Here is a 21,614-nt window from a genome sequence, read left to right on the forward strand (position 1 = left end):
CTCCGGCAGAAACCTGATTACCACTTGTCCAGCTCAAATTTGCCCACCGCCGCACGGTGTACCTCATCCGGGCCATCGGCCAGGCGTAACGTGCGCTGCATGGCGTACATGTAGGCCAGGGGGAAATCTCCCGACACCCCGGCCCCGCCATGAATCTGAATCGCCCGGTCGATGACGTTCAAGGCAACATTCGGGGCGATAACCTTGATCTGGGCGATTTCGCTTTTCGCCACCTTGTTGCCCACGGTGTCCATCATGTAGGCGGCCTTGAGCGTCAACAGCCGCGCCATATCGATTTCCATGCGCGAGTCGGCGATTTTATCGATATTGGCCCCCAGGCGTGCCAGCGGTTTGCCAAACGCCGTGCGCTTCAGGGCGCGTTTGCACATCAACTCCAATGCCCGCTCGGCCATGCCGATGGAGCGCATGCAGTGATGAATACGTCCGGGGCCGAGACGACCCTGAGCAATTTCAAAACCCCGGCCCTCACCCAGCAAGACGTTTTCGCAGGGCACTCGCACGTTTTCAAACAACACTTCAGCGTGCCCGTGGGGTGCATCGTCGTAACCGAACACCGGCAGTGGCCGCACGATGTTCACTCCGGGTGTGTCAACGGGCACCAGGATCATCGAGTGCTGCTGATGACGCGGGTTCTCAGGATTGCTCAAGCCCATGAAGATCATGATTTTGCAGCGTGGGTCACAGGCGCCGGAAGTCCACCATTTGCGGCCATTGATCACCCACTCGTCACCCTCGCGCACAGCGCGGGCTGCCATGTTGGTTGCATCCGATGACGCCACGTCCGGCTCGGTCATGGCGAACGCCGAGCGAATTTCGCCACGTAGCAACGGGTCCAGCCACTGTTTTTTTTGTGCATCACTGGCATAGCGCACCAGCACTTCCATGTTGCCGGTATCAGGCGCCGAGCAATTGAACGGCTCAGAACCCAGCATCGAGCGGCCCATGATTTCAGCCAAGGGGGCGTATTCCAGGTTGGTCAAACCGGCGCCCCGCTCGGACTCGGGCAGAAACAGATTCCACAGGCCTTCGGCACGGGCCTTGAGTTTCAACTCTTCCATGATCGCGGTCGGCTGCCAGCGGTCACCTGCAGCCACCTGCTGCTCGAAAATCGCCTCCGCCGGGTAGACATGGGCGTCCATAAACGCTGTCACACGCTCGCGCAGTGCCTGAACTTTCGGGGAATAAGCGAAATCCATAGGTGGCTACCTTCTACCGGGAATGTCGAAAAGTGATACCCGATGCTAGAACAGCCACCCTTTATTTGCGCCACCTATTAGCAGCGTGTATTACCATTCATAAGCAATATATGATTCGCCCGTGTCACCGCCCCTGACAATAAGAGCCAAGCGCCATGAATCTGAACAAGGTTGATCTCAATCTGTTTGTCGTCTTCGACGCCATCTACACCGAAGCCAACCTGACCCGCGCCGGGCAAATCATCGGTATCACTCAGCCTGCCGTGTCCAACGCGCTGGCGCGATTGCGCGAGAGTTTCAACGACCCGCTGTTCGTACGCACGGCCCAAGGCATGGTGCCAACGCCGATGGCGCAGAACATCATCAGCCCGGTGCGCAGTGCCTTGGCGCTTTTGCGCGTGTCAGTGCAAGAAAGCCGCACCTTCAACCCCCTGCAAGCCAACAAGACCTACCGCATCAGCATGACGGACCTGACCGAGGCGGTCATTTTGCCGCCACTGTTTCAGCGTCTGCGGCGTCAGGCACCCTCGGTGGTGATCGAGAGTTTTCTGTCCCATCGACGAGAGACCACTAGCGATCTTGCTGCCGGACGTCTGGATTTTGCGGTGGATGCACCGCTCAATACCGATCCCCAGGTGCGCCACGTCAAGTTGATGGAAGACCGGTACGTGTGCGCCATGCGTCAAGGCCATCCGTTAGCCAGTCAGACCACCCTGTCCCTGGATGACTATCTGGCCATGTCCCATATTCATATCTCGACCCGTCGCAATGGCCTGGGTGAGGTGGACCTGGCGCTGGGCAAAATGGGCCTGCAACGCAAAGTCACCTTGCGCTCCCAGCATTACCTGATGGCTTCCAATGTGCTGCAACAGACCGACATGGTGATGACCGTGCCCGAACGCTTTGCCCGCCGCCATGCCTTGCACTTTGTGCCCTTGCCACTCAATGAACTCCCCAACGTGGAAACCCATTTGTACTGGCACGAAAGCACCGAACAAGACCCGGCAAATCGCTGGATGCGCGAGCAACTGATCGAACTGTGCCAGCAGCAGGCAACCCTGGAAAAGAAATCCTGCGCTGCCAGCTTGCTTGACGTAAACGTCAACCAGCCATTAGTTTAAGAATACGAATTTTCCAGAGCCCGCCCATGAGCAGCCAGACGTACAGTATTTCCGACCTTGCCCGCGAGCTCGACATCACCACCCGTGCCATTCGTTTTTATGAAGAACAAGGGCTGCTCGCCCCTGAGCGACGCGGTCAGGAGCGGGTGTACAGCGCTCGGGACAAAGTCAGCCTGAAATTGATCCTGCGCGGCAAGCGCATTGGTTTTTCCCTGGCCGAATGCCGAGAGCTGATTGAGCTTTACGACCCCACCAGCGGCAACCAAAAGCAACTCAACAGCATGCTGGCCAAGATTGCCGAACGCCACGAGCAGCTTGAACAACAGTTACTGGATATCCAGCAGATGCAACTGGAGCTAGATACCGCTGAAGAACGGTGTCTCCAGGCGCTGGAACAGACGCTGCAAAGCCAGATACCCCATTAGACGCTGATACCTTCAGTGGAAGCGGGCGACGCGGTACATCATCCGGACTGCAGCGATGCCATCGCGAACAGGCCCGCTCCCACTGAAGGGTAACTACTCGCAGAAGGTGACCCCCATGACACTTCCAACCCATGTGCGCCTGATCGAAGTTGGCCCGCGCGACGGTTTGCAAAATGAAGCCCTGCCCATCAGCGTCGCTGACAAGGTGCAACTGGTTGACGCCCTGACTGATGCCGGGTTGGGCTATATCGAAGTCGGCAGTTTTGTGTCGCCCAAGTGGGTGCCGCAAATGGCCGGATCGGCCGAAGTCTTTGCGCAAATCCGCCGCAAGGCGGGCGTGGTCTACGGAGCACTGGCGCCCAACATGCGCGGGTTTGAAGATGCCGTGGCAGCAGGCGTAAAAGAAGTGGCGGTATTTGCAGCCGCTTCCGAGGCGTTCTCGCAGCGCAACATCAATTGCTCGATCAGCGAAAGCCTGGCGCGCTTTATCCCCATTATCGAGGCCGCCCGACAGCACGGCATCAGCGTGCGCGGCTATGTATCCTGCGTGCTCGGGTGCCCCTATGAAGGTCAGGTCAGCGCGCAACAGGTGGCACAGGTGGCCAACGAGTTGTACGCCATGGGCTGCTACGAGGTGTCGCTGGGCGACACCATCGGCACCGGAACACCAACGGCCACGCGCACCCTGTTTGAAGCTGTAACGGCTTACGTACCACGGGAAAAACTCGCCGGGCATTTTCACGACACCTACGGTCAGGCGCTGGTGAATATCTACGCCAGCCTGCAAGAAGGCATTGCCGTGTTCGACAGTTCCATCGCCGGGCTCGGCGGTTGTCCTTACGCCAAGGGCGCCAGCGGTAACGTGGCCACGGAAGATGTGCTGTACATGCTCAATGGCATGGGCATCGAAACCGGAGTCGACATGGACAAGCTGCTCCTGGCAGGCGAGCACATCTGCAACGTGCTGGGACGTGTTACCGGGTCACGGGTAGCAAAGGCCCGCCAGGGCTAAAAAGTGTTCCATGGTGTTACCTCACCTCCCCACAAACGAGTAACACGGAAACAAACCGGCCATCCCACTGGCCGGTTTTTTATTGCCAAGAAATACAAACCTTTGATTTATAAGGATTTTTAAAAGTTGGCACGGCTCCTGCTATCTCTATGGCATAACAAGAATAAAAACCGCAGCAACATAATAAAAACAATACGAAACGACTCTGACATAACAAAAACAACACGGCAGAGACGCAGCTAACAGATTTTTTTGGAGAAGGTTTACTTTTCCGAGGCGCCTAAAAACCACCTCGCAACCGGGCAGAGAATAATAAAACTACCTTCAGGTAGCACCCGCACAGGTTGGATCACAGGTTTGATAGCCCGTGATAAAAGTGGATCAGCGCTCAAAAAAATACGTTTGCTCTTGATCCCGGATGGGGATCGCAAAAAAACGCAGTAAAGGGTGAGTTCCAAAAACAACAATAAACCGCCCTTCAATAATAAAAAAAGAGCATGCACGACATATTAAAGGGGAGCCCAGGCTCCCCTTTGTGTTGTCCGGGATTCGAGATTTTTCCTGTCTCTGTGGCGCGGGCTTGCTCGCGATGCACGCCCGCTCCCACTGGGTTTCAGTTTTGGGACACGCATTCCAGAATGCTGATCTCGCGCATTTTGAACTTCTGGATCTTGCCGGTCACGGTCATCGGGAATGCATCAACAAATTTGAAGTAACGCGGCGTTTTAAAGTGGGCAATACGGGACTTGCACCAGGTTTGCAGCTCAAGCTCATTGGCCGTGTGGCCAGGGTGAAACTTGATCCAGGCCACGATTTCCTCGCCATACCTGGCGTCCGGAATACCCACCACCTGCACATCCGCCACTGCCGGATGGGTAAAAAAGAACTCCTCCAGCTCCCGCGGGTAAATGTTCTCGCCACCACGAATGATCATGTCCTTGTTGCGCCCCACAATGCGCACGTACCCCTGCTCATCCATCTGCGCCAGATCACCGGTGTGCATCCAGCCCTCGCTGTCGATGGCATCACGGGTCGCCTGCGGGTTGTTCCAGTAACCCAGCATCACGCTGTAACCACGAGTACACAATTCGCCAATCTCACCGCGTTCAACGGTGTTTCCCTCGGCGTCGATCAGCTTGCTCTCCAGTTGCGGCTGGGTACGCCCCACAGTGGTAACACGTAATTCAAGTTCGTCTGCCGGACCTGTCTGAATCGAGACCGGGCTGGTTTCAGTCATGCCATAGGCAATTTGTACTTCCCCCATATGCATTTCGCTGATGACGCGACGCATCACCTCGATCGGGCACGTGGCGCCCGCCATGATCCCCGTGCGCAGGCTCGACAGATCGAACCCGGCACGTTGCGGATGATCCAACATCGCGATAAACATGGTCGGTACGCCGTACAGCGCAGTGGCCCGCTCATCTGTCACCGCTTGCAGAGTCAGGCCCGGGTCAAAGGCTTCACCGGGATAGATCATTGTCGTCCCGTGAGTCACACACCCCAGGTTGCCCATGACCATGCCAAAGCAGTGGTACAGCGGTACCGGGATTACCAGCCGGTCATTGGCCGTCAAACCCAGGCTTTCGCCAACCATATAGCCGTTGTTGAGAATATTGTGATGACTAAGGGTCGCGCCCTTGGGAAACCCTGTCGTACCTGAGGTGTACTGGATGTTGACCGGCTGATCGAAGTGCAGGCTGTCTTGGCGGGCATGGAGTTGATCAGCCGTAACCTCACCCCCCAATTCGGCAAGTCGCGACCACGGCAAAAACCCTGCAGGCGGCTCAGGCGCGAGGCTGATGACCCCGCGCAGATCGGCAAAGCGCGCACATCCCAGTGACCCTACCGATTGCCCGGCCAGCTCCGGGATCAGTTCCTGGAGCATTGCGTGATAATTGGATGTCTTGAACGCACCCGCGCACACCAGCCACTGACACGCCGATTGCTTGAGTACGTACTCCAGCTCCGAGAGCCGATACGCAGGGTTGATATTGACCAGAATCACGCCGATCTTGGCGCTGGCAAACTGGCTGATAAACCATTCGGCGCCATTGGGAGCCCACACGCCCAGCCGGTCCCCCACCTTCAAACCCAAAGCCAGTAACGCCCTGGCATGCAGATCAACGGCCCGGGCCAATTGCGCCCAGTTGTAGCGCTGCTGTTGATGGCGCACCACCAGCGCTTCTCCCTCGGGATAAAGCGCAGCTGTCTGATCGAAGGCCTGACCTATGGTCATCGCCAGCAGTGACTTGTCCAGCGCACCCTGGCTGTAACTGGGGACGGATTGCTGCTTCATGACAACTCCTCTTGTGATTGTTCTGGGAGCATGAGCAAGGCGCACGTGCGCGCCCGCTCATTTGAAGAATTGCAATTACTCTGGCCTAAGTTGACGTTAACGTAAAGGTCATTGACAGCGTTAAGCCCCAAGTTTACGTTAACGTCAAGGCTATCAATGGCGACGCAGTAAACGCCTCCATAAGAACAACGATCAAGGTGCCACATGAGCTACCCGACTTTGAACTTCGCCCTGGGCGAAACCATCGACATGCTGCGCGATCAGGTGCAGAACTTCGTCGCCGCCGAACTGGCGCCACGGGCGGCGCAAATCGACAAGGACAACCTGTTCCCGGTAGACATGTGGCGCAAGTTCGGTGACATGGGCTTGCTCGGCATCACAGTCCCTGAAGAGTACGGCGGCACCGGCCTGAGCTATCTGGCCCACGTGGTGGCGATGGAAGAAATCAGCCGCGGTTCGGCCTCGGTCGCCCTATCCTACGGCGCCCACTCCAATCTGTGCGTCAATCAAATCAACCGCAACGGCACCCACGAACAAAAACTCAAGTACCTGCCCAAACTGATCAGCGGCGAGCACGTCGGTGCACTGGCCATGAGCGAACCGAACGCCGGTTCCGACGTGGTATCGATGAAACTGCGCGCCGACAAGCGCGGCGACCACTTTGTGCTGAACGGTAGCAAAACCTGGATCACCAATGGTCCGGATGCCAGTACCTACGTGATCTATGCCAAGACCGATCTGGAAAAAGGCGCACACGGCATCAGTGCATTTATCGTCGAGCGTGACTGGAAAGGCTTCAGCCGAAGCAGCCATTTCGACAAGCTCGGCATGCGCGGTTCCAACACCAGCGAACTTTTTTTCGACGACGTTGAAGTGCCGGAAGAAAACCTGCTGGGTACGCTCAATGCCGGGGTCAAGGTATTGATGAGCGGTCTGGACTACGAGCGCGTGGTGCTCTCGGGCGGCCCCACCGGGATCATGCAGGCGTGCATGGATCTGATCGTGCCGTACATCCACGACCGTAAACAGTTCGGCCAGAGCATCGGCGAGTTTCAACTGATCCAGGGCAAGGTTGCCGACATGTACACCCAGCTCAATGCCAGCCGCGCCTACCTGTATGCCGTCGCAGCCGCATGCGAACGGGGTGAAACTACGCGCAAGGACGCCGCCGGGGTGATTCTGTACAGCGCCGAACGCGCCACACAAATGGCCCTCGATGCGATCCAGATTCTGGGCGGTAACGGTTACATCAACGAATTCCCGGCCGGCCGCCTGCTGCGTGACGCCAAGCTGTATGAGATCGGCGCCGGCACCAGCGAAATCCGCCGCATGCTGATCGGGCGTGAACTCTTCAACGAAACTCGCTAAGGAGCGTAGGCATGTCCATCTTGCATACGACGATCAACCCGCGCTCGGCCGAGTTCAGCCTCAACCGTGATGCCATGCTCAAACAGGTTGATGCCCTGCATGCCCTGCTTGAGCAGGTGCAACAGGGTGGCGGGGCCAAGGCCCAGGAGCGTCACACTTCACGGGGCAAGTTGCTGCCTCGCGAGCGCATTGATCGCCTGCTGGACAGCGGTTCGCCCTTCCTTGAGCTGAGTCAGTTGGCGGCATACAACGTGTACGGCGAAGACGTTCCAGCTGCCGGAATAATCGCCGGCATTGGCCGGGTCGAAGGCGTGGAATGCATGATTGTGGCCAACGATGCCACCGTCAAAGGCGGCTCGTACTACCCGCTGACGGTCAAAAAACACCTGCGGGCGCAAACCATCGCCGAACAGAACCGCCTGCCGTGCATCTACCTGGTGGATTCCGGTGGCGCCAACCTGCCACGCCAGGATGAAGTGTTCCCTGATCGCGAGCACTTTGGGCGCATCTTCTTCAATCAGGCGAACATGAGTGCCGCGGGCATTCCGCAAATTGCCGTGGTCATGGGGTCATGCACCGCTGGCGGCGCCTATGTGCCCGCCATGGCCGACGAAGCCATCATGGTTCGCCAGCAGGCCACGATTTTTCTGGCTGGCCCGCCACTGGTCAAGGCTGCCACGGGTGAAGTCGTCAGCGCCGAGGACTTGGGCGGCGCCGATGTGCACTGCAAGATTTCAGGGGTGGCCGACCACTACGCTGACAATGACGAACACGCGCTGGCACTGGCCCGGCGCAGCGTTGCCAATCTTAACTGGCGCAAGCTGGGCCAGTTGCAACTGCGTACGCCGCTGGCACCGTTGTATGGCCGCGAAGAGCTGTACGGCATCGTCCCGGCTGATGCCAAGCAGCCTTTTGATGTGCGTGAAGTCATTGCCCGGCTGGTGGACGGCTCAGTGTTCGATGAGTTCAAGGCCTTGTTCGGCACCACGCTGGTGTGCGGCTTTGCCCATTTACACGGCTACCCGGTAGCGATTCTGGCCAATAACGGGATTCTGTTTGCAGAGGCCGCACAAAAAGGCGCGCACTTTATCGAGTTGGCGTGCCAGCGCGGTATTCCCCTGGTCTTTCTGCAGAACATCACGGGGTTTATGGTCGGTCAAAAGTACGAAGCCGGTGGCATTGCCAAGCACGGGGCCAAATTGGTGACGGCCGTGGCGTGCGCCAAAGTACCGAAGTTCACCGTCATCATCGGCGGCAGCTTTGGTGCCGGTAACTACGGGATGTGCGGCCGCGCCTACGATCCCCGCTTTCTGTGGATGTGGCCAAACGCCCGAATTGGCGTGATGGGTGCCGAACAGGCGGCCGGGGTGCTGGTGCAGGTCAAGCGTGAACAGGCTGAACGCAATGGCGAGGCGTTCTCGGCACGGGAAGAAGCCGAGATCAAGCAGCCGATTCTCGATCAGTACGAACACCAGGGCCACCCCTACTACTCCAGCGCGCGCTTGTGGGATGACGGCGTGATCGACCCGGCGCAAACCCGCGACGTATTGGCCCTGGGCCTGTCGGCGGCACTCAATGCCCCGATCGACGCCACGCGCTTTGGCGTGTTCCGGATGTAACTCCCACAGCCATTAAGGACTGACGGACATGATTGATTTCAACACCCTCGAACTGCACACCGATCCCCGGGGTTTCGCCACCCTGTGGTTGAGCCGCGAGCAGAAGAACAACGCTTTCAACGCCGAGATGATCCGCGAGCTGATTCTTGCTCTGGACGCTGTGCAGTCTGATCCTGCCCTGCGCTTTTTGGTGCTGCGCGGGCGCGGGAAACATTTCAGCGCCGGTGCCGATCTGGCCTGGATGCAGCAATCGGCCGAACTCGACTACCACACCAATCTCGACGACGCCCGCCATCTGGCTGAATTGATGTACAACCTGGCCAAGCTGAAAATGCCAACCCTGGCCGTTGTGCAAGGTGCAGCCTACGGCGGTGCGCTGGGCCTGATCAGTGCCTGCGACATGGCCATCGGCGCGGATGACGCGCAGTTCTGCCTGTCTGAAGTGCGCATCGGCCTGGCACCTGCCGTGATCAGTCCCTTCGTGGTGCAAGCCATCGGTGAGCGTGCGGCGCGGCGCTACGCCCTGACCGCTGAGCGCTTCAGCGGCCAACGTGCCCGCGAGCTGGGCTTGCTGTCAGAATGCTACCCCATCGCCGAGCTTGAGCAGCAAATCGACCACTGGACCGAAAACCTGCTGCTCAACAGTCCGCACGCGATGCGTTCGTGCAAAGACCTGCTGCGGGAAGTCAGTCATGGTGCACCGACTCTGGCCATTCGCCGCTATTGCGAAAACGCCATTGCAAGGATTCGTGTCAGCCCTGAAGGTCAGGAAGGCTTGCGTGCCTTTCTGCAAAAACGCGCTCCCAGCTGGCAAGCCGATCCATCGACCCAGGAGTCGCGCCCATGACTGCCGGTCTAACCTCTGTGCTGGTCGCCAACCGTGGCGAAATTGCCTGTCGGGTCATGCGTACCGCCAAAGCCCTGGGTCTCACAACCGTCGCCGTTCACAGCTCGACCGACCGCGATGCACGGCATTGCCGTGAAGCTGATATCTGTGTGGACCTGGGAGGCAGCAAGGCCGCCGACAGCTACCTGAAAATCGACAAGATCATCGCAGCAGCGAAGGCCAGCGGTGCTCAGGCCATTCATCCCGGCTACGGTTTTCTGTCGGAGAACGCAGGCTTTGCCCGCGCCATCGAAGCCGCAGGGCTGATTTTTCTCGGACCGCCCGCCAGCGCCATTGATGCAATGGGCAGCAAGTCCGCGGCCAAGGCCTTGATGGAAGTGGCGGGTGTACCTTTGGTGCCGGGCTATCACGGCGAAGACCAGGACCTGGAGACCTTTCGCCTGGCCGCCGAGCGCATCGGTTATCCGGTGCTGCTCAAAGCCACGGCGGGCGGTGGTGGCAAAGGCATGAAAGTCGTCGAAGAGGTCAGTCAGCTGGCTGAGGCACTGGCTTCGGCCCAGCGTGAAGCCCTGTCATCGTTTGGCGATGGGCGGATGCTGGTTGAAAAGTACGTGCTCAAACCACGTCATGTGGAAATCCAGATTTTTGCCGACCAACACGGTAACTGCCTGTACCTCAATGAACGTGACTGCTCGATCCAGCGTCGCCACCAGAAGGTCGTGGAGGAAGCGCCAGCACCCGGCCTGAGCGTTGAACAACGTCAGGCCATGGGCGAGTCTGCCGTGCGGGCGGCTCAGGCCATCGGTTATGTAGGTGCAGGGACCGTAGAGTTTTTACTGGATGCGCGAGGCGAGTTCTTCTTTATGGAGATGAACACGCGCTTGCAGGTTGAGCATCCGGTCACAGAAGCCATCACCGGGCTGGATCTTGTAGCCTGGCAAATCCGCGTGGCACGGGGTGAAGCCTTGCCCATGACCCAGGCACAAGTGCCATTACACGGCCACGCCATCGAAGTGCGCCTGTACGCTGAAGACCCGGGCAATGATTTTCTCCCGCAAACCGGACGGCTTGAGGTGTATCGCGAGTCCGCTGCAGGTCCGGGCAGGCGCGTGGACAGTGGCGTCAGTGAGGGTGACGAGATCTCACCGTTTTACGATCCGATGCTGGGCAAGCTGATTGCCTGGGGAGAAGACCGGGAGCAGGCTCGCTTGCGTTTGTTGGCGATGCTCGATGAATTTGCCATCGGCGGCCTGAAAACCAACCTGAGCTTTTTGCGCCGTATCATTGGTCATCCCGTCTTCGCAGCAGCCGAACTCGATACCGGGTTTATCCCGCGCTACGAGGCACAATTGCTGCCTGCCGTGGAGTCCCTGCCTGCAACATTCTGGTCTGCGGCCGCCGAAGCATTCGATCAAAGTCAGGCCCCACGCGTGCGCGACGATGATCCGGCGTCACCCTGGTCGGCAAACAACGGTTTTCGTAGCGGCCTGCCTGCCCGAACCTTGCTGGCATTGGCCTGCAATGGCGAGCAACAGGTCATCCACCTGAGTGGCAGTTCAGCCATTTGGCGCAATGAACAGCTCGTCATCGAACAGGACGGGGTACGGCGCCAGCACTTGGCCATTCGCCGGGCGGATGCGCTGTACTTGCGCTGGGACGGTGAGCTGCACTGCGTGCGCCTGCACGATCCGATCAGTGCCGTGGATGCCAGTCATACCGCCCAGGGCGGCCTGACAGCGCCCATGAATGGCAGCGTTGTGCGGGTGCTGGTTGAAGTCGGACAAACTGTTGAAGAAGGCGCTCAATTGGTGGTTCTTGAAGCCATGAAGATGGAACACAGCCTGCGGGCGCCCCATGGGGGCGTAGTGAAAGCCTTGTTCTTCCAGGAAGGCGAGATGGTCAGTGAAGGCTCTGCACTGGTCGAACTGGAATGAAAAAAGGCGGATACCGCAATCGGTATCCGCCTTTGCCGGGGCATTTGAAATGCGCCTCTAGAACTTGACTGTCGCCTGAACCACTACCCCGATAATCCGGCAGTTTTGATCAAACAGGGTTTTAGGATAAGTCGGGTTAAGTGGCTTCAGGTAACGTTGACCGCTTTCTTCGATCAACTGCCGAAATGTCGTCGCCTCTGACTCAGGGGTAAGGGCAATCACCATTTTGCCTGGCGTGGCCTCAATATCCGGATCGACCAGAATCATCATCCCTTGCGCGATGCTGACCCCCACCGGTGCGGTCATGGCATCCCCCGTCACCTGTAACCAAAACGCAGCCCCTTTGGCGTAATGATCACTGACCTCGAATATCGTACCGGGCGGGACAGGATAGCCCGGCAGCACCTTTTCGCTAACCTGACCTGCCGTAATCCAGTCTCTCACCGGATAACGGAATGCCGAGGTGATCTCATAGGTGTATTCGTCAGCGCCAGGCGTGTCGCCTGCGTGGCTACGCTCGCGAATCACCAGAGCGACTTCAAGGTGCTCAAGCCCGAGGGCATGCAGCACGTTGTTCATCGTCGGCAAGTCGGGTTGACGGCGTTTATTGAGCCAATGGCCGACTCCGCCCTGGGAAGCCCCGACGCGTTCGGCTAGTTTCTCTTGCGTGAGTTTGAGCTCGCGCAATTTGGTTCTGACTAAAGCGATCCATTTATCCATCTGCCGAACAATACGGATTGATTTCGACGCAACAATACACACATTGTATTATTTATTTTTAATCAATTAATACTCACTGTACTAACCTTGCCTGGCTGATTCGATTAACTCCTGAAACGCAGGTAAATCATGACTTCACTTACAAAAAGCCCGCAGAAAAACGAGTCCGATTCTGAGCTTGATTCCCTTAAGGACACCGTCGCGACACAACGTGCGCTCGACTATTATTTGAAACCATCTGTTTCCCAGCACACGATGGAAAAAAAGTGTTCCAGGTGAGCAGTGACGTCAGTCAGGAAGAAGCCTTGCTCCATGCATCAGATTATCTGCGATGTGGAATTGCCAGCGCTCATGGTGCGGCCGAGCATCTGCATGGCCCTCAACGGGACTTGCTGCTGAGCCTCGCGTTCTTCATGGAGTCATCCAAGCAACTGGTGGACAGAGCCATTGATGTACAGCCGCTGTCTGCCCATTGATGCCAGAAAAGGCGCCGGTGGCCGATCAGGACACCCGCGCCCCTCTCATCAAGCGTTAAGACGTTCTTGAGCAAGGCTATCGGCGATGCGCGTGGTGTTTTTATCCTGAGCTTTGGCCCTTAGAAAGATCTGACGCAAAGTCTCTCCAATACCTTCAACGTGCTGACGAACTTGTTCGGGCGTGCCACCGTTGTACTCGTAGGACACGTCAATAATGCCGCCCGCGTTGATCGCGTAATCCGGTGCATGCAGGCAACCCCGTCGCCACAGTTCATCAGCATGGGAGGTTTTGGCCAACTGATTGTTGGCAGCACCTGCAATCACTGGCGCACGCAGTAACTGCAAGGTGTCATCGTTGATGATTGCCCCCATCGCGCAAGGCGAAAATACATCGACGTCAAGCCCGTAGATGTCTTGGGCACTCACTGGATGAGCCCCCAGTTCGTCGATTGCGCGACGCACGTTGGCCTCCTGGATATCGTGGACCCACAGCTCAGCGCCCGCCTCTTTCAATTGTCTGGCGAGGTTGAAGCCCACCTGACCAAGGCCCTGAATGGCCACCCGCAGCCCCGCCAGGTCACTACGACCCAGGCGCTGCAAGACCGCTTCGCGCAGACCGATAAACACTCCAAGCGCCGTTGCCGGAGACGGATCACCACTGCGGGTGCCGCCGCCCAGTTGCTCACGCGTACCAGCCCCCACCACATGACGGGTGCGCTGGCCCATGAGAGCCATTTCAGTGACGCCGGTGCCGGAATCCGCAGCCGTGATGTAACGCCCACCCAGGCTCTCGACAAAGCCACCCATCGCCTGGAACAGCGCTTCGCTCTTGTCCTTGCGCGGATCGCCAATAATCACCGCCTTGCCACCGCCCAACGGCAAACCGGCCAGCGCCGACTTGTAAGTCATGCCACGGGACAGGCGCAGCACATCGTTCAAGGCTTGCTCTTCATCGGCATAGGGCCACATGCGGCAGCCCCCGAGAGCCGGGCCAAGACGCGTGTTGTGCACCGCAATAATGGCTTTGAGACCCGTGGCTTTGTCATGGCAAAACTGGACGTGTTCGTGGTGATCGAATTCGGGATGAGTAAAAATCGGCATTGCGTTCTCTCTCTTGTTTTTAGCCCGAGAAGCGAGTCAGACCGATAAGTCAGTATCTGACCCGAAGCAGGGTGCGAAGCAAAAGAGTGAAGGTTTTACCTAGGAATTTTCTTTCTATTTTGTAGGAATTGTTCTGCTAATCTGCATGCATCATTCAAAAAAAATAAGAAAACAGATCAGTTCATGCAGATTAAATTAAGCGCTATCGACCGCAAGATTCTTCGCCTGCTGCAACACAATGCCGACCTGTCTGCCGCCGAAGTGGCAGAGCACGTGGAGTTGTCGCAATCGCCCTGTTGGCGCCGCATCCATCGATTGCAAGAAGAAGGCGTCATCGAGCGCAAGGTCGCCCTGCTCAATCCGAAAAAGCTCGGGCTCAATGTGGTGGTGTTCGTCAATGTGCGGTTATCAGGCCACGGGCGACGCCATCTGACCGAGTTTGAAGAAGCGATCACCGATTACCCCGAAGTGATCGAGTGCTACACGATGGCGGGCGATATGGACTACCTGCTGAAGGTGATGACCCATGACATCGACAGTTATGAACGCTTTCTACGCGATCACTTGTTGCAGAAGCCGCACGTTCAGGAAGCCCACTCGAATATCGCCATGAGCGAAGTCAAACGCACCACGGAGTTGCTGCTGGCATCGGGATAAAGGCCGCGTAATAGAGCCTTGGGGTGAGGAGTGGAAATTTAATTTCCAAAAAGCGTGGGAAAAAACTTGCTTTGCAAATGATAATGATTACTATTGCATGCAGCTGGTCGCGAGATCAGTCGATAATTCAAGGGACCTTAGGTCGGTCTTTTGAATTACCTCCTCATCAGGCTAATCACGGTTATTTGACCCGGCTTCTAGCCGGGTCTTTTTTTTGCGGCCAGTTATCTGGCTCTGCGTGCTTCAGGCTAATGAAGTCTTGTGTGCGGCCGGTTTTTTTCGGTGACCGCTACGATGCCGACGATGATAGCAAAAGAACATCGGGAAACGGAAGCCTGAAGTCCTGGACTATGGCCGTAATGGCAATCTAGCACTTGAGAATCACTCGCAAAAACCCTACACTTGCGCAGCGTCAAGGACGACGCCCCCCCTTCGTTTTTCCCTCCATCTTATTGTCCAAAATTCCGTATTGGCCTAATGCCATTGCACTGTACAGTAACGCCCACAACTATCAGATTTCGGGATTTTGACGATGACTGTGGCGCCCTCTTCACTTCATATCAGCAGTGACTTCGACAGCGGCAATGTCCAGGTGCTGGATGCCAGTAATCCGCTGCAGGTAAAACTGGCCATCAAACCAGATACCAAAAGCCCGCATTTTCAGTGGTTCCACTTCAAGGCCGATGGCCTGACACCGGGACACACGCACCATTTCCAACTAAGCAACGCCGGCCAGTCTTCCTATAACAAAGCGTGGGATGGTTATCAGGCGGTGGCTTCGTACGACCATGAAAACTGGTTCCGCGTACCGAGCGATTTCGACGGTACCTCGTTGAACGTTCACCTTGCCGCCGAGCAGCCTCAGGCCTGGTTCGCCTACTTCGAACCTTACAGCCGCGAACGCCACGATCAGTTGATCAAGAACGCCCTGCAGTGGTCAGGCTGCCAGTTGCTGGCCACCGGTAAAAGTGCCGAGGGGCGGGATATCCAGTTGTTGCGCAAAGGCAACGGCGCCAGCCACAAACGCAAGATCTGGATCATCGCCCAGCAGCACCCGGGCGAACACATGGCCGAATGGTTTATGGAAGGCATTTTCGAACGCCTGGAACAGGGCAGCGATCCCCAAATGCGCAAGCTGATGGACTTTGCCGACCTGTACCTGATCCCGAACATGAACCCGGACGGCGCGTTTCACGGGCACTTGCGCACCAATGCCAATGGCCAGGACTTGAACCGCGCCTGGCAAAACACCAGCCCCCAGGTCAGCCCTGAAGTGTTCTTCGCCCTGGAGCAAATGACCCACTACGGTGTCGATCTGTTCCTGGATATCCACGGCGACGAAGAAATCCCCTATGTGTTCACGGCGGGCTGTGAAGGCAATCCTGGCTACACCCCTCGCCTGGCGACCCTGGAAGAACGTTTTCGCAGCCACCTCAGCGGCCTGACCAAAGACTTTCAGACTGCCCATGGCTACACCCGCGACGAGCCGGGCCAAGCCAACATGACCCTGGCCTGCAACAGCGTCGGCCAGCGCTTCGACTGCCTGTCGCTGACGCTGGAAATGCCGTTCAAGGACAACAACGATGCGCCGAACCCGCAGACCGGCTGGGATGGAAAACGCTCGAAGCAATTGGCCAAGGACGTGCTGACCACCCTGTCGACCATGGTCAGGGAACTGCGTTAAAAGCCCACATCCAGCACCACGTTGTCGGTATAGCTACCCGCTGGCGGCGTGGTCTGGTCGGTGTAGATTTTGGCGTTGTAGTTGAAAATCTGACTGCCATTGCCCAACCCGTTACCGGGAAAAACCTCGGCCGACGAACTCGCCCGTCGAGCGGTGCCCACACTGACGGGGCGTGCGCCATCGCCCAACCCTACCGGGTGCAGTTGACACTGATGGTCTGGCTGACCGTTGAAAACGCGCTGACCACCGGTGCGGGTGCGCTGCCAAAACTGATCGAAGGTGCGCTGATGCGTGCATTGCAGCGTCACCCCACCCGCCAGCGCCACAGTCACTGCTGCGGTGGACAACGCCGAATACGTCCCGAAATTCAGGCTGCCATAAAGCTCTCCGGTCCTGTTTACCAGGCAGCCCGCCACGATGCTCGCGCTGACTGGCAATGTTGCTGACAGGCGCATTGACCGGCAACGGTATTTGACGGGCCGGGTCACGAAACAGTCGAAAAGGGATGGGAGGGCTACCCGGCCCCAGGGCCAAATAGCGAACATCAGCGGTGCCGCCATGCTGGCCGCCATCGATCTGAATTTGATAGGTGGTGTCAGGGTTGCACTCAAGGGAGACGACGGCCCGTCCAGCTACGTAAGAAATTAAGCAAAGTTATGCTAAGTACAACTTTTAGCTTACGCCAACGGGTGCAAATACTCGGCCACAGGTCGAATAGTCGTTATTATGCGCGACACTTTTTGCGCCACCCACGAGTAACCGACCCTGCTTATGGATACCCTCGCTAAACTGCGCGCCGGCCAATTGGCGGGCCTCAAACGTCTTGATCTGTCGTGCGGACTTACCGAGTTTCCGGACGAAATTTTCCAGCTTGCCGACTCACTGGAAATTCTCAACCTCAGCGGTAACGCCCTGAGCAGCTTGCCCGACGACCTGCATCGCCTGAGCCATTTGCGCATCCTGTTTTGCTCGGACAATCAGTTCACCGAGCTGCCAGCATGCCTGGGGCAGTGCGCACAGTTGAGCATGATTGGCTTCAAGGCCAACCGCATCGAAAGCGTACCCGGCACCGCGCTGCCGCCTTTGCTGCGCTGGCTGATCCTGACCGACAACTGCATCGAACAATTACCCGAAGAACTGGGCCAGCGACCCCTGCTGCAAAAGCTGATGCTGGCCGGTAATCGCCTGCAGCAATTGCCCAGCAGCCTGGCCAGTTGTGAGCGCCTGGAATTGATCCGCTTGGCTGCCAACCAATTCAGCGAGCTGCCCGACAGGCTGCTGGCACTGCCGAGCCTGAGCTGGCTGGCCTACGCCGGCAATCCGTTGCGTGAAGATGCCAGCGCTCATCGCCCGCCTGACGACACGCCGAATATTGATTGGTCGCACCTTGAGCTTGAGCACAAGTTGGGCGAAGGCGCTTCAGGAATCATTTATCAAGCCCGATGGACTGCCCCCGGTCAGGCGGACCAGTCAGTTGCCGTCAAGCTGTACAAGGGCAGCATCACCAGCGACGGCTCGCCCCTCAATGAAATGAATGCCTGCATCGCTGCGGGGCAACACCCCAACCTGATCAAGGTATTGGGCCGTGTGGCGGGGCATCCTGACAACCAGGCCGGTCTGGTCATGGAGCTGATCGACCCGTCATTCATCAACCTTGCGGCCCTGCCCAGTTTTGATACCTGTAGCCGCGACGTGTATGCCAACAGCACCCGGTTTACCGGCGAAAGTGCCTTGCGCATCGCTCGCGGCATAGCCTCGGCGGCAGGCCATTTGCACGCGCAGGGCATCTGTCATGGCGATTTGTACGGGCACAATATTCTGTTCAATGCCCAAGGCGAATGCCTGCTGGGGGATTTTGGCGCCGCGTGCTTCCACGCCATTGACGACAGTTCGCACAGCCGTGCGCTGCAACGCATTGAAGTGCGAGCATTCGGGATTTTATTGGGGGAATTGCTGGAGCGTATCGACTCGGGCCTGAGCGATCAGCAGCGCAGTGACCTGCAAGGCCTGCAACAGCGTTGCATCCAGCCTGACGTGTTGGCACGGCCGGGGTTTGTTCAAATCAGTCAGGAACTGGCATGAAAACCTGTAGCCGATGACGAGGTACGAGGCTGCGATAAGGGCTGAAAGAGGTTCAACCCATCGCAGCCTCGCTACGCTCCTCAGCGACTACAGAAGAACGTTGCTTCAGACTCAGGCCAACGCCACAAACATGTCCTGCACGTCGTCCTGCTCTTCCAGCTTGGCCAGGAACTCCTGGACTTCTGCCATTTGCTCGTCAGTCAGACCACTGACCGGGTTTTTCGGCTGGTAGCCCAACTTGGCCGACAACACGGTGAAGCCCTGCTCAGGCAGTGCTTTTTGTACGGTGTCCAGGTCAGTCGGTTCAGTGATGAACAAGGTAGTGCCTTCTTCTTCACCTTCTTCGAAGTCCTGAGCGCCCGCTTCGATTGCGGCCATTTCAGGATCTGCGTCCGGGGTATCAGGCTTGGCTTCGATCATGCCAACGTGGTTGAAGTCCCACGCCACCGAACCCGAAGCACCCAGCTGCCCCTTGCGGAAGGCAACACGGATTTCAGCCACGGTACGGTTGATGTTGTCCGTCAGGCACTCAATGATCAGCGGTACCTGGTGAGGTGCAAAACCTTCATAGGTGACACGATGGTATTGCACGGCTTCAGTACCGATACCGGCACCTTTATTGATCGCGCGCTTGATGGTGTCAGCTGGCATCGAGGCTTTCTTGGCCTGTTCATAAACCAGACGCAAGTGCGAGTTCATGTCCGGATCGGCGCCGTTGCGCGCAGCAACCGTCAGTTCCTTGGCCAACTTGCCAAAAATCTTGCCACGGCTGTTGGCGGCGTCCGCTTTATGTTTAACCTTCCACTGTGCGCCCATTACTCACTCTCTCAATCGGGTGTGTCGCGGCATATCGGCCGTCGAATGGGCGCAAGTTTATACGCCCACAAGTCGGCAATCGACCAAAAAATCCAATCGCTGCCCGCTTAAGCCTTGCCCAGCTCCATAAACGCCTTGATCAGCCGCAACTCGGCGCGCCGTTCCATGCAACCCAGCATATGCAGGTTGACGAGCCCCGCACCGTTGATCGGCACCGCACACACTCGAGGGTCATGGCTGACTTCTACCGACGACACAATGCCCACACCGAGCTGTGCTGCCACGGCCTCGGTAACGGCTTCACGACTGTCCAGCTCCAGCAACACCCGCGGGGTGACCCCGGCCTGAGCACAGGCGCTGTCAAAGGTGCGACGGGTAATCGACGTCGGTTCGCGCAACACCATGATCACCTGGTCCAATTGTGAAATAGCGATGCCATCCGGCAAAGCCTGCCATGGGTGATTGGCCGGCACCAAGGCGCATATCCGCGACTCATCCAACGGACGCAAAGTCAGGCCTTTGCGCGGTTCTACTTCCGTCAGCACGGCTACATCGACATGTTCCGACAACAACGCCGCCAAGGTTTCCTGGGCATTGCCCAAACGCAAGTTCACGGTTATTCCCGGATAACGCGCCCGCAGGCCAGCCAGCATCGGCATCACCAGATGCGGGCCGTCGGCCGCTACCTCAAGCCGCCCGGTGAGCAGTTGGCGATTGGCCTCCAGCATGACCTGTGCCTCATCCACCAAACCAAACATGGCTCGCGTGATGGCCGCCAGCCTGGTGCCTTCTTCAGTCAGCTCCACACGCCTGGCCGTACGTCGCAGCAAGGTGATCTGGTAGTGCTCCTCAAGCGCCTTGATGTGCCCCGTAACGGCTGGCTGGCTGATAAAAAGTCGGGCCGCAGCCCGGGTAAAACTGCCTTCTCGGGCCACCGCGTCAAAGGCACGAAGCTGAAATAAATTCATGCATAACCCTCACTGATGGCTGGCATAACAACAAACAATTTGATTGATATCAACTCAAACTGCAATTTATGCCCTGTAACCAGTAGCCATCCAATGCTTGCGAGAATTTCAGAATGAGTACTGCCGCGCCGATCCTGCTGACCCCTGGCCCACTGACGACGTCGGCGCGAACCCGCCGGGCGATGATGGTCGATTGGGGTTCCTGGGATGACAGTTTCAACCAGCTGACTGCCAGCCTCTGCGAGCAACTGCTGGCCATTATCAACGGCGGGATCAGCCATCACTGTGTGCCTCTGCAAGGCAGCGGCACCTTCGCCGTCGAGGCCGCCATCGGTACCCTGGTGCCACGAGATGGCAATGTGCTCGTACTGATCAACGGTGCCTACGGCAAGCGACTGGCCAGGATCTGCGAAGTGCTGGGGCGTCGTTTCAGCACCTTTGAAACGGCTGAAGACCAGCCCACCACCGCTGCCGACGTAGACCGCCTTCTGCGTGCCGACCCGAGCATCACCCATGTGGCCCTGATTCACTGCGAAACCAGTACCGGGATTCTTAATCCGCTGCCCGAAATTGCAGCGGTCATTGCTCAACAAGGTAAACGTCTGATCATCGACGCCATGAGTTCTTTCGGCGCCCTGCCCATCGATGCACAGCAAGTCCCTTTCGACGCGCTGATCGCAGCGTCCGGCAAATGCCTGGAGGGGGTGCCGGGCATGGGGTTTGTCTTCGCCCGCAAAGAGGCGCTGCAGAACGCATCGGGCAACAGTCACTCACTGGCGATGGACCTGTTTGATCAGCACGCCTATATGACCAAAACAGGCCAATGGCGCTTCACTCCACCCACACACGTGGTCGCGGCCTTGCACGAAGCCCTGCTGCAGTACAACGAAGAAGGCGGTTTACCAGCACGCCACCAGCGTTATGCCGACAACTGCCAGACGCTACTCGACGGCATGGCCACCCTGGGTATTCGCAGCTTCCTGCCCGAGGCCATTCAGGCTCCGGTTATCGTCACCTTCCATGCGCCCAAAGATCCTCGTTACCAGTTCAAGGAGTTCTACGAACGCGTGAAAGCCAAGGGTTTCATCTTGTACCCGGGTAAATTGACCCAGGTCGAAACCTTCCGTGTGGGCTGCATAGGCCACGTCAATCAGGCCGAGATCCAGGCTGCGGTGAATGCCATAGGCCAAGTGCTACATGAGATGGAAGTCTTCGACATTTGATGGTGTGGGACAGGCTAGAACAACCCAAATTACTTCGTGCGGCCC

18 protein-coding genes and 3 pseudogenes are annotated in these 21,614 nt (G+C 57.7%); 12 read left to right on the forward strand and 9 right to left on the reverse strand.

Translation table 11 applies throughout. The features are described from left to right. Positions 1–17: 17 nt before the first annotated feature. Positions 18–1,217, reverse strand: coding sequence for an acyl-CoA dehydrogenase (locus tag VSQ83_RS16705; RefSeq protein WP_133077920.1), 1,200 nt, complete (start codon positions 1,215–1,217; stop codon positions 18–20). 155 nt (positions 1,218–1,372) lie between these two features. Here VSQ83_RS16705 and VSQ83_RS16710 point away from each other — a divergent pair, with 155 nt between their 5' ends. The 3 genes from VSQ83_RS16710 to VSQ83_RS16720 all read left to right on the forward strand — a co-directional run bounded on the left by VSQ83_RS16710 (position 1,373) and on the right by VSQ83_RS16720 (position 3,775). Continuing rightward, on the forward strand, positions 1,373–2,338 hold the full coding sequence (locus VSQ83_RS16710) for a LysR family transcriptional regulator (RefSeq protein WP_133077921.1): 966 nt from the start codon (positions 1,373–1,375) through the stop codon (positions 2,336–2,338). Between the two features lie 26 nt (positions 2,339–2,364). Beyond that, positions 2,365–2,763 carry a MerR family transcriptional regulator gene (locus tag VSQ83_RS16715; protein WP_326427221.1) on the forward strand — a complete coding sequence of 133 codons (399 nt, stop codon included), beginning with the start codon at positions 2,365–2,367 and terminating at the stop codon, positions 2,761–2,763. A 115-nt stretch (positions 2,764–2,878) separates the two neighbouring features. Further along, positions 2,879–3,775 carry a hydroxymethylglutaryl-CoA lyase gene (locus tag VSQ83_RS16720; protein WP_219262092.1) on the forward strand — a complete coding sequence of 299 codons (897 nt, stop codon included), beginning with the start codon at positions 2,879–2,881 and terminating at the stop codon, positions 3,773–3,775. A 613-nt stretch (positions 3,776–4,388) separates the two neighbouring features. Here VSQ83_RS16720 and VSQ83_RS16725 read toward each other — a convergent pair. Then, a complete protein-coding gene (locus tag VSQ83_RS16725) occupies positions 4,389–6,074 on the reverse strand; it encodes an AMP-binding protein (RefSeq protein WP_326427222.1) in 1,686 nt (561 codons plus the stop codon). Between the two features lie 204 nt (positions 6,075–6,278). Between VSQ83_RS16725 and VSQ83_RS16730 the strand changes: the two genes are divergently transcribed. The 4 genes from VSQ83_RS16730 to VSQ83_RS16745 are packed head-to-tail and all read left to right on the forward strand — an operon-like array spanning position 6,279 to position 11,842. After that, complete coding sequence (locus tag VSQ83_RS16730; RefSeq protein WP_133077925.1) at positions 6,279–7,442, forward strand: isovaleryl-CoA dehydrogenase; 1,164 nt, start codon at positions 6,279–6,281, stop codon at positions 7,440–7,442. An 11-nt stretch (positions 7,443–7,453) separates the two neighbouring features. Beyond that, on the forward strand, positions 7,454–9,061 hold the full coding sequence (locus tag VSQ83_RS16735; RefSeq protein WP_133077926.1) for a carboxyl transferase domain-containing protein: 1,608 nt from the start codon (positions 7,454–7,456) through the stop codon (positions 9,059–9,061). Positions 9,062–9,089: 28 nt separating this feature from the next. Beyond that, positions 9,090–9,908 (forward strand): gamma-carboxygeranoyl-CoA hydratase, encoded by an 819-nt coding sequence (locus VSQ83_RS16740; protein WP_133077927.1) that lies wholly within the window; start codon positions 9,090–9,092, stop codon positions 9,906–9,908. Then, positions 9,905–11,842: an acetyl/propionyl/methylcrotonyl-CoA carboxylase subunit alpha gene (locus VSQ83_RS16745; RefSeq protein ID WP_133077928.1), complete on the forward strand. Its 1,938-nt coding sequence runs from the start codon at positions 9,905–9,907 to the stop codon at positions 11,840–11,842. The genes VSQ83_RS16740 and VSQ83_RS16745 overlap by 4 nt, the downstream gene beginning before the upstream one ends. Before the next feature lie 57 nt (positions 11,843–11,899). On the opposite strand, the gene VSQ83_RS16750 is transcribed toward VSQ83_RS16745, so the two are convergent. After that, positions 11,900–12,562 (reverse strand): LexA family protein, encoded by a 663-nt coding sequence (locus VSQ83_RS16750; RefSeq protein ID WP_133077929.1) that lies wholly within the window; start codon positions 12,560–12,562, stop codon positions 11,900–11,902. Positions 12,563–12,828: 266 nt separating this feature from the next. On the opposite strand from VSQ83_RS16750, the gene VSQ83_RS16755 reads away from it, so the two are divergent. Next, on the forward strand, positions 12,829–13,038 hold the full coding sequence (locus tag VSQ83_RS16755) for a DUF6124 family protein (RefSeq protein ID WP_326427223.1): 210 nt from the start codon (positions 12,829–12,831) through the stop codon (positions 13,036–13,038). A gap of 48 nt (positions 13,039–13,086) precedes the next feature. On the opposite strand, the gene VSQ83_RS16760 is transcribed toward VSQ83_RS16755, so the two are convergent. Next, the gene (locus VSQ83_RS16760; protein WP_133077931.1) at positions 13,087–14,139 is read right to left on the reverse strand and encodes a Glu/Leu/Phe/Val dehydrogenase dimerization domain-containing protein; all 1,053 of its coding nucleotides are present in this window, start codon (positions 14,137–14,139) and stop codon (positions 13,087–13,089) included. A gap of 183 nt (positions 14,140–14,322) precedes the next feature. On the opposite strand from VSQ83_RS16760, the gene VSQ83_RS16765 reads away from it, so the two are divergent. Both VSQ83_RS16765 and VSQ83_RS16770 read left to right on the forward strand, forming a co-directional pair. Further along, a complete protein-coding gene (locus tag VSQ83_RS16765) occupies positions 14,323–14,796 on the forward strand; it encodes an Lrp/AsnC family transcriptional regulator (protein WP_326427224.1) in 474 nt (157 codons plus the stop codon). 532 nt (positions 14,797–15,328) lie between these two features. Next, complete coding sequence (locus tag VSQ83_RS16770) at positions 15,329–16,480, forward strand: M14 family metallopeptidase (RefSeq protein WP_326427226.1); 1,152 nt, start codon at positions 15,329–15,331, stop codon at positions 16,478–16,480. Here VSQ83_RS16770 and VSQ83_RS16775 read toward each other — a convergent pair. The 3 pseudogenes from VSQ83_RS16775 to VSQ83_RS16780 all read right to left on the reverse strand — a co-directional run. Then, a pseudogene (locus VSQ83_RS16775) lies at positions 16,477–16,769 on the reverse strand (hypothetical protein); the annotation flags it as partial. The gene VSQ83_RS16770 and the pseudogene VSQ83_RS16775 overlap by 4 nt on opposite strands. Positions 16,770–16,788: 19 nt before the next feature. Further along, positions 16,789–16,935 (reverse strand): annotated as a pseudogene (locus tag VSQ83_RS26790) (Csu type fimbrial protein); the annotation flags it as partial. Then, a pseudogene (locus VSQ83_RS16780) lies at positions 16,922–17,092 on the reverse strand (spore coat protein U domain-containing protein); the annotation flags it as partial. The pseudogenes VSQ83_RS16780 and VSQ83_RS26790, both read right to left, overlap by 14 nt. A gap of 159 nt (positions 17,093–17,251) precedes the next feature. Between VSQ83_RS16780 and VSQ83_RS16785 the strand changes: the two are divergent. Next, positions 17,252–18,562 (forward strand): protein kinase, encoded by a 1,311-nt coding sequence (locus VSQ83_RS16785; RefSeq protein ID WP_326427227.1) that lies wholly within the window; start codon positions 17,252–17,254, stop codon positions 18,560–18,562. A 111-nt stretch (positions 18,563–18,673) separates the two neighbouring features. Here VSQ83_RS16785 and VSQ83_RS16790 read toward each other — a convergent pair whose 3' ends face one another. After that, positions 18,674–19,378, reverse strand: a complete 705-nt coding sequence (locus tag VSQ83_RS16790) for a YebC/PmpR family DNA-binding transcriptional regulator (protein WP_219262088.1) — start codon at positions 19,376–19,378, stop codon at positions 18,674–18,676. Positions 19,379–19,485: 107 nt separating this feature from the next. Further along, the gene (locus VSQ83_RS16795; RefSeq protein ID WP_133077936.1) at positions 19,486–20,346 is read right to left on the reverse strand and encodes a LysR substrate-binding domain-containing protein; all 861 of its coding nucleotides are present in this window, start codon (positions 20,344–20,346) and stop codon (positions 19,486–19,488) included. Between the two features lie 113 nt (positions 20,347–20,459). Here VSQ83_RS16795 and VSQ83_RS16800 point away from each other — a divergent pair, with 113 nt between their 5' ends. Next, the gene (locus VSQ83_RS16800) at positions 20,460–21,569 is read left to right on the forward strand and encodes a 2-aminoethylphosphonate--pyruvate transaminase (protein WP_326427228.1); all 1,110 of its coding nucleotides are present in this window, start codon (positions 20,460–20,462) and stop codon (positions 21,567–21,569) included. Positions 21,570–21,614: the final 45 nt, after the last annotated feature.

The sequence above is a fragment of the Pseudomonas sp. DSV-1 genome (assembly GCF_035830915.1).
In the GTDB taxonomy this organism is placed as follows: domain Bacteria; phylum Pseudomonadota; class Gammaproteobacteria; order Pseudomonadales; family Pseudomonadaceae; genus Aquipseudomonas.

Excerpts from the sequence above, each read along its gene's own strand:
- VSQ83_RS16725 (WP_326427222.1), bottom strand. The coding sequence starts at position 6,074 with ATGAAGCAGCAATCCGTCCCCAGTTACAGCCAGGGTGCGCTGGACAAG.
- VSQ83_RS16710 (WP_133077921.1), top strand. The coding sequence starts at position 1,373 with ATGAATCTGAACAAGGTTGATCTCAATCTGTTTGTCGTCTTCGACGCC.
- VSQ83_RS16750 (WP_133077929.1), bottom strand. The coding sequence starts at position 12,562 with ATGGATAAATGGATCGCTTTAGTCAGAACCAAATTGCGCGAGCTCAAA.
- VSQ83_RS16770 (WP_326427226.1), top strand. The coding sequence starts at position 15,329 with ATGACTGTGGCGCCCTCTTCACTTCATATCAGCAGTGACTTCGACAGC.
- VSQ83_RS16785 (WP_326427227.1), top strand. The coding sequence starts at position 17,252 with ATGGATACCCTCGCTAAACTGCGCGCCGGCCAATTGGCGGGCCTCAAA.
- VSQ83_RS16705 (WP_133077920.1), bottom strand. The coding sequence starts at position 1,217 with ATGGATTTCGCTTATTCCCCGAAAGTTCAGGCACTGCGCGAGCGTGTG.
- VSQ83_RS16800 (WP_326427228.1), top strand. The coding sequence starts at position 20,460 with ATGAGTACTGCCGCGCCGATCCTGCTGACCCCTGGCCCACTGACGACG.
- VSQ83_RS16765 (WP_326427224.1), top strand. The coding sequence starts at position 14,323 with ATGCAGATTAAATTAAGCGCTATCGACCGCAAGATTCTTCGCCTGCTG.
- VSQ83_RS16795 (WP_133077936.1), bottom strand. The coding sequence starts at position 20,346 with ATGAATTTATTTCAGCTTCGTGCCTTTGACGCGGTGGCCCGAGAAGGC.
- VSQ83_RS16740 (WP_133077927.1), top strand. The coding sequence starts at position 9,090 with ATGATTGATTTCAACACCCTCGAACTGCACACCGATCCCCGGGGTTTC.
- VSQ83_RS16790 (WP_219262088.1), bottom strand. The coding sequence starts at position 19,378 with ATGGGCGCACAGTGGAAGGTTAAACATAAAGCGGACGCCGCCAACAGC.
- VSQ83_RS16745 (WP_133077928.1), top strand. The coding sequence starts at position 9,905 with ATGACTGCCGGTCTAACCTCTGTGCTGGTCGCCAACCGTGGCGAAATT.
- VSQ83_RS16730 (WP_133077925.1), top strand. The coding sequence starts at position 6,279 with ATGAGCTACCCGACTTTGAACTTCGCCCTGGGCGAAACCATCGACATG.
- VSQ83_RS16715 (WP_326427221.1), top strand. The coding sequence starts at position 2,365 with ATGAGCAGCCAGACGTACAGTATTTCCGACCTTGCCCGCGAGCTCGAC.
- VSQ83_RS16735 (WP_133077926.1), top strand. The coding sequence starts at position 7,454 with ATGTCCATCTTGCATACGACGATCAACCCGCGCTCGGCCGAGTTCAGC.
- VSQ83_RS16720 (WP_219262092.1), top strand. The coding sequence starts at position 2,879 with ATGACACTTCCAACCCATGTGCGCCTGATCGAAGTTGGCCCGCGCGAC.
- VSQ83_RS16760 (WP_133077931.1), bottom strand. The coding sequence starts at position 14,139 with ATGCCGATTTTTACTCATCCCGAATTCGATCACCACGAACACGTCCAG.